This window comes from Okeania sp. KiyG1 (assembly GCF_014132355.1).
In the GTDB taxonomy this organism is placed as follows: Bacteria; Cyanobacteriota; Cyanobacteriia; order Cyanobacteriales; family Microcoleaceae; genus Okeania.
This window is the reverse complement of sequence record NZ_BLZO01000187.1, coordinates 13,121-26,682: the sequence shown is the minus strand read 5'-3', so window position 1 is coordinate 26,682 and position 13,562 is coordinate 13,121. Positions and strand designations below refer to the sequence as shown.

12 protein-coding genes are annotated in these 13,562 nt (G+C 34.1%); 6 read left to right on the top strand and 6 right to left on the bottom strand.

What is annotated here, in order from left to right; translation table 11 throughout:
- The first annotated feature begins 117 nt into the window (after positions 1–117).
- On the top strand, positions 118–729 hold the full coding sequence (locus tag SAGCYANO_RS41230) for a DUF4129 domain-containing protein (RefSeq protein ID WP_202225306.1): 612 nt from the start codon (positions 118–120) through the stop codon (positions 727–729).
- Complete coding sequence (locus SAGCYANO_RS41225; protein WP_202225305.1) at positions 716–1,840, top strand: DUF4350 domain-containing protein; 1,125 nt, start codon at positions 716–718, stop codon at positions 1,838–1,840. The genes SAGCYANO_RS41230 and SAGCYANO_RS41225 overlap by 14 nt, the downstream gene beginning before the upstream one ends.
- Positions 1,841–2,284: 444 nt before the next feature.
- On the opposite strand, the gene SAGCYANO_RS41220 is transcribed toward SAGCYANO_RS41225, so the two are convergent.
- A complete protein-coding gene (locus SAGCYANO_RS41220; RefSeq protein ID WP_202225304.1) occupies positions 2,285–2,572 on the bottom strand; it encodes a hypothetical protein in 288 nt (95 codons plus the stop codon).
- A gap of 288 nt (positions 2,573–2,860) precedes the next feature.
- Positions 2,861–3,028 (bottom strand): hypothetical protein, encoded by a 168-nt coding sequence (locus SAGCYANO_RS41215; RefSeq protein ID WP_202225303.1) that lies wholly within the window; start codon positions 3,026–3,028, stop codon positions 2,861–2,863.
- Between the two features lie 147 nt (positions 3,029–3,175).
- On the opposite strand from SAGCYANO_RS41215, the gene SAGCYANO_RS41210 reads away from it, so the two are divergent.
- Both SAGCYANO_RS41210 and SAGCYANO_RS41205 read left to right on the top strand, forming a co-directional pair.
- On the top strand, positions 3,176–4,126 hold the full coding sequence (locus SAGCYANO_RS41210; RefSeq protein WP_202225302.1) for a MoxR family ATPase: 951 nt from the start codon (positions 3,176–3,178) through the stop codon (positions 4,124–4,126).
- A 1,585-nt stretch (positions 4,127–5,711) separates the two neighbouring features.
- Positions 5,712–7,379, top strand: coding sequence for a mechanosensitive ion channel family protein (locus tag SAGCYANO_RS41205; protein ID WP_202225301.1), 1,668 nt, complete (start codon positions 5,712–5,714; stop codon positions 7,377–7,379).
- A 343-nt stretch (positions 7,380–7,722) separates the two neighbouring features.
- Here SAGCYANO_RS41205 and SAGCYANO_RS46895 read toward each other — a convergent pair whose 3' ends face one another.
- The 4 genes from SAGCYANO_RS46895 to SAGCYANO_RS41190 all read right to left on the bottom strand — a co-directional run bounded on the left by SAGCYANO_RS46895 (position 7,723) and on the right by SAGCYANO_RS41190 (position 10,487).
- On the bottom strand, positions 7,723–8,313 hold the full coding sequence (locus SAGCYANO_RS46895; RefSeq protein ID WP_237397192.1) for a hypothetical protein: 591 nt from the start codon (positions 8,311–8,313) through the stop codon (positions 7,723–7,725).
- Entirely contained in the window at positions 8,277–8,705 is a 429-nt protein-coding gene (locus SAGCYANO_RS46890; RefSeq protein ID WP_237397191.1) for a hypothetical protein, read from the bottom strand. Before SAGCYANO_RS46890 ends, SAGCYANO_RS46895 begins: the two co-directional genes overlap by 37 nt.
- 982 nt (positions 8,706–9,687) lie before the next feature.
- Positions 9,688–10,038 (bottom strand): carbon dioxide-concentrating mechanism protein CcmK, encoded by a 351-nt coding sequence (locus SAGCYANO_RS41195; RefSeq protein ID WP_124143537.1) that lies wholly within the window; start codon positions 10,036–10,038, stop codon positions 9,688–9,690.
- A 143-nt stretch (positions 10,039–10,181) separates the two neighbouring features.
- The gene (locus SAGCYANO_RS41190; protein ID WP_202225300.1) at positions 10,182–10,487 is read right to left on the bottom strand and encodes a BMC domain-containing protein; all 306 of its coding nucleotides are present in this window, start codon (positions 10,485–10,487) and stop codon (positions 10,182–10,184) included.
- A 379-nt stretch (positions 10,488–10,866) separates the two neighbouring features.
- On the opposite strand from SAGCYANO_RS41190, the gene SAGCYANO_RS41185 reads away from it, so the two are divergent.
- Positions 10,867–11,976 (top strand): hypothetical protein, encoded by a 1,110-nt coding sequence (locus SAGCYANO_RS41185; protein WP_202225299.1) that lies wholly within the window; start codon positions 10,867–10,869, stop codon positions 11,974–11,976.
- Positions 11,970–13,112, top strand: a complete 1,143-nt coding sequence (locus SAGCYANO_RS41180; protein ID WP_202225298.1) for a mechanosensitive ion channel family protein — start codon at positions 11,970–11,972, stop codon at positions 13,110–13,112. The genes SAGCYANO_RS41185 and SAGCYANO_RS41180 overlap by 7 nt, the downstream gene beginning before the upstream one ends.
- The last annotated feature ends 450 nt before the right edge of the window (positions 13,113–13,562 follow it).

The following is a 13,562-nucleotide window of genomic DNA, read 5'->3' as shown; positions in this document are numbered from 1 at the left end:
AAGCGTAGCATCCCGTAGGGAAATGCTGACTGCGAGCTAGCTGTTTGTGCAGCATGACCTAGGAAATGCTTATACTAATTCTACAAATTTTCTACCAGAGCAAGACTAAATTGAAGTATGTCTGAAAATTCATTTGAAAAAGATAGTTTAGGTTGGCAATTCCAAAAGTTACAACAAAAATTTAGCGAATGGTGGGAACTTCAAACTTCTCAAACAACAGCTAAATTACCAGAGGTAGATTTACCTTCATGGTTGGATAATCCCATAATATTAATTATTGCTAAAGCAATGGCGTGGCTACTTTTTGCTTTTCTGTTGAGCTGGGTAGCTATACAGATAATTAGACTGTTAAATCCTTATATTTATAGTCTTCGTAATCAAATTAATTTAACAACAAAGACTAGAGAAAAATCTCAATTAGAATTATCAGTAACAGCTTGGTTAAATCAATCGCAAAAATACCAACAAATAGGCAATTATCGAGAAGCTTGTCGTTGTTTATATATGGCAATGTTACAAGGATTAAATGACCGGGGTATTATTTCCGATCTACCTAGTCGCACTGATGGAGAATATTTAGAATTAATTCAGCAGTTATCTCAGCCTAAACCATATCAAAAATTATTCATTACTCATCAGCAATTATTATTTGGTAACTTAGAAGTTTCTGCTGCTGTATTTGCAGAATGCCAGGAAGCTTATCAACAAATCAGAGATGAAAAAAACTAATAAATTTTGGATATTTGGAGCGATCGCTCTAATTTCAATTATGATAATCACTGTTTTTTCTGCCCCAGTAAATAATCAATTAAATAGCGGTTCTACTTATAGTCGTGCCCCAGATGGATATGGTGCTTGGTACAAGTTTATGTTAGAAAAAGGCGCGGATATTCAACGCTGGGAAAAACCATTTATAGATTTAGAAAATAGTCAATATATTAACTCATCAGTCACTCTATTACAGGTTAATAGCAAATTAAAAAATCCACTAATTAATGCTCGGATAGAAAGTTGGGTAAAATCCGGAAATATTTTAGTAATTTTAGGTATTAAAAAAGAGGTGACAAAGGCAGATTTTACGACTACCCATGATACGGAAGTGGGAAAAGTTGAAATAGAAACAAGTCGCCGAGCAATAAAACTTGAGCAACAAAAAGAAGAGAATTTATTAGGCGATCGCTACGGTGCTATAGTTTGGCAAAAGCAGTTTGGCAAAGGAAGAATTATCTTAGCTACTACTCAATATTTAGCTGCTAATGCTTATCAAGATATACCTGGAAATTATGAATTTTTAGCTCAACTTGTTACTCAAGGTCAACAAAGAATTTTAGTAGATGAATATATTCATGGTTATAAAGACCAAGAAGTAATTAAGGAAGAGTTGGGAGAAAGTTTAGTGAATTATTTGGTTGAAACTCCCTTATTTCCAATTTTTATTCAGGGTTTAATTATTTTAGTTATCCTGATTTTTGCTCAAAATCGTCGTTTTGCCAAACCGATAAAATTATCAGCACCAATAGTTGATAATAGTCAAGCTTATATTCAAGCTTTAGCAGGAGTATTACAAAAAGCAGAAAGTCGAGAATTTATTTTAGAAACTACAGGAAAAGAACAAAAAATTCAATTGCAAAATAAATTAGGATTAGGAGAAAATATAGTTGAAGATAAATCTTTGATAGATGCTTGGATACAACAAACTGGAGAGCCATCAATAGAATTAGAAAAAGTTCTAAAAATTCAATCTCAAAAGCGAAAAATTACCGAATCAGAGTTATTAAATTGGTTAGATAAGTGGGAGAAAATATTTCAAGTTGAAAACAAAGCAAAAAATAATTTTTGACCGTAAAATTTGTAAGCATTCCGGAGGAAATGCTTACTAAAATTTTGGTCTCAAAAATTGATTTATATAGTAAATGCCTTGATATTTAGGACTTATGAAATAACTGTTTGCGTAGCACTCCGCAGCAGAAACAACGGAATATCAATAATACAACTTCTTCCTTCTTCTTTGTGTAATAAAATGACTTTTGGCAAATGGTACAAAATCAGATAAAAACGGAAGATAAACCATAAAACTTCTTCCCTCTTCCTTCTACGGTAAGATGACTTTTGGCAAATGGTATAAAATCAGATAAAAACGGAAGATAAACCATAAAACTTCTTCCCTCTTCCTTCTACGGTAAGATGACTTTTGGCAAATGGTATAAAATCAGATAAAAACGGAAGATAAACCATAAAACTTCTTCCCTCTTCCCTCTTCCTTCTTCCTTCTTCCTTCTTCCTTCTACGGTAAGATGACTTTTGGCAAATAGTATAAAATCAGATAAAAACGGAAGATAAACCATAAAACTTCTTCCCTCTTCCCTCTTCCTTCTTCCTTCTTCCTTCTTCCTTCTACGGTAAAATGACTTTTGGCAAATGGTATAAAATCAGATAAAAACGGAAGATAAACCATAAAACTTCTTCCCTCTTCCCTCTTCCTTCTTCCTTCTTCCTTCTTCCTTCTTCCTTCTACGGTAAAATGACTTTTGGCAAATGGTATAAAATCAGATAAAAACGGAAGATAAACCATAAAACTTCTTCCCTCTTCCTTCTGCGATAAGATGACTTTTGGCAAATGGTACAAAATCAGATAAAAACGGAAGATAAACCATAAAACTTCTTCCTTCTTCCTTCTGCGATAAAATGACTTTTGGCAAATGGTACAAAATCAGATAAAAACAGAAGATAAACCATAAAACTTCTTCCTTCTTCCTTCTACGGTAAGATGACTTTTGGCAAATGGTATAAAATCAGATAAAAACGGAAGATAAACCATAAAACTTCTTCCCTCTTCCTTCTTCCTTCTTCCTTCTTCCTTCTACGGTAAAATGACTTTTGGCAAATGGTATATCAGATAAAAACGGAAGATAAACCATAAAACTTCTTCCCTCTTCCCTCTTCCTTCTTCCTTCTTCCTTCTTCCTTCTACGGTAAAATGACTTTTGGCAAATGGTACAAAATCAGATAAAAACGGAAGATAAACCATAAAACTTCTTCCCTCTTCCTTCTACGGTAAGATGACTTTTGGCAAATGGTATAAAATCAGATAAAAACGGAAGATAAACCATAAAACTTCTTCCCTCTTCCCTCTTCCTTCTTCCTTCTTCCTTTATATACTAATAACTGAATTAAAATGACACAAACTAACTCAAGATTTACTCAACTATCTCAAACTCTCAGTCAAATAATTGTCGGTCAAAATATACCTATTCAACAATTATTAATAGCCTTGTTAACTGGAGGTCATGTAATAATAGAAGGAGTTCCAGGCACAGGAAAAACTCTCACAGTCAAAGTATTAGCTAGATTAATTCAAGCCGAATTTCGCCGAGTTCAACTAACACCAGATATTCTACCATCAGATATCTTAGGGACTAATGTATTTGACCTAAATAGTCGCAATTTTACTTTGAAAAAAGGTCCGATTTTTACAGAAATATTATTAGCAGATGAAATTAATCGTACTCCACCAAAAACACAAGCAGCTTTACTCGAAGCAATGGCAGAACAACAGGTAACATTAGATGGAAAAACTTTGCCATTACCAAATTTATTTTGGGTAATTGCTACTCAAAATTCCCTAGAATTTGAAGGTACATATCCATTACCAGAAGCACAATTAGACAGATTTTTATTCAAGATTATTATTGATTATCCAGACAAAGGAGCAGAAAAACAAATGTTGCTAAATGTCCAACAAGGTTTGACTGCCAAAAATATTCAATTAAATCAAATTAAACCTGTAGCAACGGTCGAACAAATAATTTTAACTCGTCAAGAAATAGAAGCAATTAACGTTCAAGAAAAAATATTAGATTATTTATTAGAATTAGTTCAGCAAACCAGAAAACATCCAGATGTAGCTTTGGGTGCTTCTCCACGAGCGGCAGTAGCATGGTTACAAACCAGTAAAACACAAGCTTGGTTAAATAATAGAAATTATGTAATTCCAGATGATATTAAAACAGTGGCATTACCTCTATTACGTCATCGGTTAATTTTGAAACCTGAAGCACAGTTAGATGGAATAATAATTGATAGTGTAATTAATTCTATATTGAAACAAGTTTCAGTACCAAGATAAAAGGAAGAAGGAAGAAGGAAGAGGGAAGAAAAATTCAATAATTTAGAATGCGCGAATTTAGAATTTAGAATTACCTCTTCTTTTCAAGGAGAGGATTGACTAATCATGAAAATTTTTATTTATTATCTCCTGAAAAGGGGAAGCTTTAAACCACAATATTTCGGTAAATAATGATAGAGATAGCTATCTAATAGACATCTGGCGAGCATAACAAATCAAATCAATTATCAAATTCTTATTTAGAGCTTGCTGATTAAATATGAAAGCATTGACTGATATTAGTAAGTGCCTTTTTAGGTATTGAAAAAGTGCAATAAGTTAGGTCAAAAAGGTTCATGCGTGTTAGTATTAAAGGCTCACACTTGGCAGAAAAATTAACGGACTATTCTTCCGACTTCCACCTCTAAACTCCCCGTAAATTCTGACTCCTGTCTCCTGTCTCCTACCCTCACCCATAAGACTTTTTCAGCAAACCCTATTTATCAATTCTTTCCCCCTACTGCCTACTGCCTGACCTAAAAGAATTTTGTAGTCTACTTAAATGAATTACCCTGTAATTTGATTGGCGATCGCCATGAATTTAAAAGCTATATTTTAATATTAATTGAACTTAATTATTTAGTTCAAAAATCTCTCCTTAACTACACCATAGGATGTTGTCCTACAAGCAGAAACAAACAAAAATTTTCCTTTTATTCAATACTCTAATTATTAATTGTTGAACTAAAAAATACACTATCAAAATTTTTATATTCCAGGACTTACCCAGGGACTCTACAGATAGCTAGTGCGTTAGGGGAGCTTTGCGCTCCGCAAAGCTCCGAATGGCCCCCTATAGATAGTGCTTTAAAAGTCAATTTGTGTAAGTCCTGTATTAGATCAAAAAAAACTGATAATTACACTTTCTTCTTAAGATATAGCAGTCGAAAGAATAGGCGCAGACAGAGGAAAAGCTTAAAACTCAGACAACTTCAAGAATTAAGAATTTAGAATGCGCGAATTTAGAATTACCTCTCCTTGAAAAGAAAAGGATTGGGTTAAAAGGAATTTTTTTCTTCTCTTGGTCTCATGGATATGGCGAGGAGACCCGCTCTTATCAGAGCCGCTCCCCTTTATATGTTGCGGAGCAAAACGCCATCCCATCCTACGGAATGCTCCGCAAACGACCGCTTTTTTCTCCATGAATAGAGAGGCTTTATACCTTAATTTTTCGGTAAGATTTTTCCATCTTCCATCTTCCATCTTCCATCTTCCATTTTCCCTCTCCCATCTTCCATTTTCCCTGTTCCTTCTTCCCTCTTTCTTCTCTTTCTTCTGCTATATTAACTAATAATTTATAGATCCAAACTTACCATTGAGCAATTATTAATAATAAAAAAATATTACTTTTTTTCCGGAACTATACCCCATACTCCTGTTCCACTATATATGTATCCAATTCAATGAGTAAAGCAGCGTAGGAATTAATTATTTTGATGGAAAACCAAACTTCTATCAACTTGTCCTATATTGTGTTACAATTCATTCAAAATTTATTGATATTTTACATTATTGTATATCAAAATACTAAAGGGTGGGTAAAAGAGTGATTGTAGAAAATAACTATAACTATAATTTTAAATCTCGTCAATCAGGAATATTTCAATTTATTATATTTAGCACAATCGTGCTTATCCTCAGTAGCTTAATGATATTTACTCCAGGAGCAGCATTAGTAGAAATTAAAAACTCTACAGCCCCAGTAGTTTTAGATGGGCGACCAATACTCAAAGTTAGCAGTGCAGGAGAATATACTGCCCAGAAAAGAGCTGAGTTAATAGAAAAAAAATTATTAACCCTAGTTTCATCATCAAACCATATAAATATAAAAGTTAAAACAGAAGAAAAACTACCAACAATTTGGTTAAACAATGCCTATCTATTAACTGTTACTCAAAAAGATGTTTTTCCAGGAAGTAATCTAAAAGAGCAAACAGAAATTTGGGTAGAAAAAATTGAGGAGTCAGTAAAAATCGCTCAAAAAGAACGCTCTTTAAAATTTATGGGAAACACATTAATTAAAGTCGGATTAATTATTAATGTGGCCATAGCAATCAACTGGCTATTAAAGTTAGTATGGCGAAAATATTTATATCAAGCTCTATTGTTTTTTTTGGGAAATCATGGCATTGCTCATCCTGAAGAGAGCAAAAGTTTATCTATACTAATTAGTTTAAGTTTGTTAGTTACGAGAATAGCTTTATGGGTAGGAACAATTCTGTATATTACTAATAAATTTCCCCTAACTCGACAGTTCAGTTATCAATTTACTGACACCTTAATTTCCACCTTTACTTCTCCGGTAATTCATTTGGGAAATCAAACATATTCTGTACCCGATCTATTAATTTTAGTAGGTTTAGTTTGGGCATTAATAATTAGTGTTGGTGGAATAACAAATATTTTAAGATCGCGCATTTTACGAGTAACCGGAATTAACCGAGGCGCTCAAGAAGCGATCGCCACTATGACCAAATACAGTTTAATCACTATTGGTGTGATGGTATTATTGCAAGTATGGGGTTTAGACTTGAGTTCTATTGCCTTGTTAGCAAGTGCGTTTGGCGTTGGTATTGGTTTAGGTTTCCAGGATATTGCTAAAAATTTTGGTAGTGGTTTGGTATTATTGTTTGAGCGACCGATACAAGTGGGCGACTTTGTAGAAATTGGAGAATATCAAGGCACAGTTGAACGCATTGGTGCCCGTAGTACAATGATTAAAACTTTCGACCATGTGTCTATTATTTTACCTAACTCCCGGTTTTTGGAGGCGGAGCTAATAAATTGGGATCATGACCACCCAGTTTCAGCGTTGCGGTTACCAGTGGGAGTTGCTTACGGATCTGATGTAGAGGCAGTACGTCAAGCTTTATTAGATGCAGCAGGAGCAGTGTACCCCGATGTATTATCGATACCAGAACCCCAGGTGCTGTTTATTGAGTTTGGAGATAGTTCTCTAAATTTCGAGTTACGGGTATGGACAGCGGAACCGAGCAAACAGGAAATTATTAGGAGTGAGTTGTACTTTAAGATTGAGGCAATATTGCGGGAGCATGAAATAGAGATTCCGTTTCCGCAACAGGATTTGCATTTGCGGTCTGGGAATTTACCAATTGATTTATCCCCACGAATGGAAGCGATGTTGATGCAGTTTTTACAGCATGGAAGCAATGGGAAAAAAGTTAATTTGAATGGAAAGGAGGGGCGGAATTAATATCAAATTGCAGAAGGAAGAAGGAAGAAGGAAGAAGGAAGAAGGAAGAAGGAAGAAGGAAGAAGGAAGAAGGAAGAAGTAAAAATCTTACTTTCAGGACTTACGCAAATTAACCTTAAAAACGCCATATGTAGGGGCGTTTGCGGAGCATGACCTTAGGAAATGGCATTCGCCCCTACTGTGGTTTACTGAAATGAAAACCGCTGTAAGAGATTAGCGTTCGCGGAGCGTTGCATCAAAGGAATTCTTCATTATTAATTTCTGAATACGAGCGCATCCCGCAGGGAAGCGCTGACTGCGAGCTAGCTGTTTGCGCAGCATGACCTAGGAAATGCTTACAATTTTACAACTGATAATTAATACCTATCGCCAATAGTAAACTTGCTAAAACACTACCCAAAAAACCTATTCCCAAATTAGTCATATTTGACTGACTAGCTGATGCCATTGCTGTGTTTAAATCTGGTGAAGTTAAACGCTCATAATTTTTCACAGCTACAATTGTTTCTGGTAGAGATGATATTAAACTTCCCAAAAAATAATGTAATCCTGCAAAAATTGAACCACCAAATAATTTAGTCAGTAAATCATCATAAAGTTCAGTCCAAGCTATAAATAATGTATTTAAAATATAACATAATAATATCAATAAAGTGGTGCCTACAATAAACTTCCACCAACTTGCTTCATAATCATCTGCATTAATATCGTCAAATAATTCAGGTCTTTTTTGCTTAAACTGTTTTTCATAAAGAAAAAAGACAAGTATACCTGCTAAACAAGTTATACCACCAACAATTATCCAGGGCAAAGTTCGAGGATCTATGACTTCTGGTAAAGGTGAAAATTCCGATTCACCAGTAATAAACCAATAAGCTGTAGTCGCAAAGGTAAACATTAATAATGACATGGAAAAATGCCATAAAAATAGCATTTTTCTTTATTAAGAATTTCAATAAAATTTTTGATATTAGATATTTTTCCTACAAATACCCATTTACCTATAACAATTATTGGTGCAACAATAAACATGAGATAAATATTGGCAAAATTTGAACCTAGAGGAGTTGCTATACCTCCTAGCCTACCGAGACTTAATGATAGCAACATCAAAAATAATTCAGGATTATTTGTACTAGAATTAATTACTAATGTGCGTTGATTTTTACCTAAATATTTTTCCGCTAAACCTGCTGCAGAATTTACCATAGTATCTGTAGCAATAGGGATAAACCAAAAGCAAAAAATTATTGCTGCTAAGGCACTAATTGCCAAAAAAGTAATTTCATTAGTAGAGCGGTGTAATTGTATAATCCAAGTATCCATAGGTTCAGATAAGATTCAATATATAGCAGTCCTCGACACGATTGTGTAGAAAATATTTTGGTATAAGGGAGTATATAACAGTGCTAAGAGTTTCAGAATTTATATCTGTATTTTCGTTTTTTTGCTATATGCTCGCCCTACCTACACAAAATTTAATCAGGAAATTAGCTACAATAAATAAAGACTATCCTTCTGTCATAGTCTTTGCTCATTGTGGGTATTTTCAATCAAAATTTCATTCGATGTTACCTTTTATTGTCAACAATAGATAAGTTCAATATCTTTTATATAGATTCTCTTGTGTTTATTTTAACAATAGCATCTTGAATGAAAATGTTCACTTATTACTTTTTGAATTTTCACTATTAAAATTTCACTAATTTTGGGATTTTTTTTGACAGAATATATAGTTTCCTAATTAATTGTGATAGTTTTGTGTTTTCTGGTTATTGATTTTTGTAATTATTTAATAATTAAAATTTCAAGTATATTAAATTATTTGAAGAAATCAATCAAAAAAATCACCAATCTTTTATTTTTAAATACAGGTAACTATTAATTATTAATTATTGAATACCTAAAACCTAATACCAATTTGGAAAAATAATTTTACGAATAGTAGGAGCAGTTAAAATATTTTACAGGATATTTTTATTGGACGAAAAAGATAAATTATGAGCTAATAAATGGTATCAAAGCTATTCTCATACGACTCCTATCCTCCTGACTTCCCATCCTGGCTCCCCTCCTGAGAGGGGCGGGGGTGGGTTGACTCCTAAGAAATAACCTAGTTATTTGTAGCAAATATTTATCAAATTGGTATAATATTTAATCCCAACTAACCACTCAAATCATACTTCCATATTACCGTCCACTGTCTATAATTTTTAATACTAACCAAAATTGTAACTCTTGGTCATACTATAGCCTTATGGACGGCTTAAAATAGAATTATGTAGATATTTAATTAATCAAAATTTATCTACCTATTAGGCAATCTTGGTACAGTTATTCCTTCTACTCGTTGGCGGAATTCTTCAACACCTGGATTAAAATCTATTGGTAAAACAGCCACAATATTATCGTGAGGGCGAGGAATAATTACCCAAGATTCCAAAGTAGCACCATAAGCTTTTTCAACTGCAGCAATTCCTGCATCCATAGCAGTTTTTACTTCCGAAACATCACCTCGAATTTGAACAGTAAACCGAGCGCTACCAACCCTAATATAACCCACTAAAGTGACTCGACCTGCTTTTACCATTGCATCTGAAGCAGCTAAAATACCAGGAAAACCCTTAGTCTCCAGTGCTCCAACAGCTTGTTGCGCCATTCTATTTCTCCTAAATTTAAGTTAAGAATTAAATTCTCTACAATTAATTGTAAAAATTTTAGATGTCTGTCATAACTAAACTATATATTCAGCCAAATTATAAATAATATTAATTTGAGCTATCAATAAGTTTAGGACAATATTCATCTAAATTGTTCACTAATTTCTGTATAACTTAGTGGTAATACAGATTCTACATTCTCAGGGGGATTAGGAACAATATAGTGACCATCCACTATACCGCCATAGACTTTTTCTGCTGCTTCAATGCCAGCTTGGACTGAAGGATAAACTTCAGAAGTTGGTCCCCGAACCACCACGACAAAGTGGCCTCTTTCAGCTATACCGTAGTAAACTAAGGTAACTCGCGCAGCTTTGACCATAGCATCTGCAGCAGCTAATATACTGGGAAAACCAATAGTTTCTATGAGACCTACTGCTTCTGGCATAGAAATACTCCTGTACTCTGCAAAAATAAATCAATATAATTGTAATCCTAATGGCTGATGCTGTATATATATATTGATAAAAAAGCAATTAATTATACTGGACTATAAGCATTTTTATCTATATTCGATCTCTTTGAAATTTTCCTGAAAAATGTAGAATATAGTGTCATTTCAGTTACCAGTTAACAGTTATTAGTTATCAGTACCTCTTGCTTTCCTAGGTCATGCTGCGCAAACAGCTAGAGACTTGAAATCTGGAATATTCTCTTTTTTTACCCCCTGAAAATGGGGAAGCTATTGACCTGATTTTTGGACCGCTAACTTAATTTAAAGTTGTCAGATATTATTGCTTTTAAGGTTGTTATAATTTGATTGATTTATGCACAATAAAATCAAGTATCAATTTATCAAAAAATTTCAGAATAATATGAGAGCGATCGCTAGTAAAAACCATAGCAAAATTCATTCGGTGGTAAAATTTATTCTGGTTGCTCTATTAACTTTTGGGATAACAATTACTTGGTCATCTGTAGCTTGGGCACAAATACCATTCCTGCCAAATATACAACAAACAGAGAATCAAGGACCAATTTTTGATTGGTTTAATCGACCATATCAATGTGGTAATTTAATGTGTAGTAAAGTCTGGTTTAATGGCAGACCTTTAATTACTGTAGCTGCACTATCAACTAATACAGAAGAGAATCAAAGTGCTATCTCTACTGCCAAGCAAAGAGCAAAAACTGTAGAAATTAATCTTCAACAAGTTTTAAAGATAGTACTACAGTCGAAAGAGCAGAAAATACCAAATCCATCACCTCCAAGTTCAACTCCTAAATCTAATAATCAATTACCAGAAAAACCATCTGATTTTGACCCATCATTGCTCGCCAAACCGACATTAACTCCCAAGGTAAAAGAACTTCAGACAAGAATCCAAAAGATTACCCCAAATATTGATATTATTCGCCAAGAAAATATTAATAGTCAAGGCACAAATCAAAGTCTAAATCTTCATCCTCAAACTCCCAAAATTGAAGTAGGAACTCTGAATAATTTAACAGTTATTTATGCGCCAGAACAACCAGGATTAACAACACAAACCATACTCACAGTTACAAAATATGACGTAGTTGCCAACTTTGCTAATAACGAATTGCAGCTAGCAAATATCTGGCAAAATCGCATTCTTCAAGAATTGAGTAATGCTTTAAAAGAAAGAGAATACTACAACAAAAAACTATATATTATCATCGCTCAAGTTTCTATGATTATTGCTAGCATGATAATTATTAGCTCAGTTTTAAAGTGGATAAAAAAACCCTTGAAAGCTAAAATTGAATTGCTCAAAGAACAAATCAAACAATTAGAGGAATCTCTACAAGTCAATCCCGAAGAAAAATTGATAGAAAATACTCAACCTACTGCCAATATAGCCAATACTCAAGAAACAGAATCATCGATTAATTTCAAAAAGAATTTTTGCTAAATTCAAACCTAGAAATTACAACTCTCAGCATATTACTAGCAATGGTTGAAAATGCACCTTTAGGATTTTTAAATCAGTTAGAATACATCTGGTCAGCATTGCCAAAAGTTTCTCTAAAACGACAGTTTATTTTAAACAAACAAAAAAATATTGCTGTTTTACTAGAGCAAATTTTAATGTGGGCACAAGTATTTATCTGGGTGGGAGGAATAAGTTTAATTGTTGCTATGTTCCCCCAAACTAGGGCTTTATATTCTTTTCTCTTAACACAATATGTACAATTTTTTTTAATATGGGTAATTGCCAGCATTACAGATAAAGCTACTTATTTCTTAATCGACTTTTGGTTAGATAAGTGGGCAACACAAGCACAACAAGGTTCCCTAGTACCTGAAAGATATATCATGCGAGTTAATACTTATTCAGGCGCACTCAAACAAGCGACAAGTGTTGTTATATACTCAATTGCCATTTTATTTACTATACAAGCAATAGGTATTTCCCTTGCCGGAATAGGAATTCTTGGCATAGCATTAACTTACGTTTTCAAAGCTAAAGTAGATAATATGATTAACGGTTGCTTGATTTTATGGACCGATCAATATGCTGTTGGAGATGTAGTTCAAATAGGTAATGTAACAGGTCTTGTAGAACATATAAATCTTTATTTGACTCAACTGAGGGGAGCAGAAGGGCGATTAATTACTATTCCTAATGGTAGTTTTGAAGTGGTGCAAAACTTGACAAAAGATTGGTCTCGGGTAGACTTTCGAGTTGAAATTGCCTACAGTGCAGATGCTAGGAAAGCACTAAATATGATGGAAGAAGTGTCAGAGCAAATGCGAAGTGAACCTGAATGGCAAGATAAAATTCTCGAACCTGCAATAATTCTAGGAGTTGATAATATCTCTCACACAGGTATTTTAATTCAAATTTGGATTAAGACTGCACCAATACAACAGTTTGCTGTGGGACGTGAATTCCGCCTCAGAATTAAACAAGCATTTGACCGAGAAGGTATTGCTATTGGTGTACCGCAACAGTCTGTGAATCTTCAAAATTATCCTAACAATGGTAGTGGCGATCGCCACAAAGAAGAAAATTCATCTCTTTCTGCTCTAGGAGTAGGGGAGTAGGGGAGTAGGGGAGTAGGGGAGTAGGGAGAAATAATTGATATCAAATACGCTCGGGTTCAGTATCAAAAAATTCTGTCTTCCCACACTTTCTACACTCTGTTTTTGGTCTGCAGAGGGAAACCTTGGTTTTTCGATTCTGTCTAATATCATGTCCGGATAATTAGTGATAAAAAAACTTTCTCATTTTTCTCCTCTTATTTCTTGCTTCTTGCTTTTTTCTTCCCCACATCTGTCAGTCCGAAGTTGTCAGATTCTTCAGTAAAGCTGGGAGCACTATCATCTCCAGTATTACGGAAAAACTTGGTATTGCCATTTCTTGCCCCGATAAAAGCATCGAAGTCCCCATCCCCATCAATATCGACAAAGGTGGGTGCAGCATTATCCCCACATCCGTCAGTCCGAAGGGATTGGTGGTAGGAGATAAAAAGTTAGGTTCAGCCATGATTAATT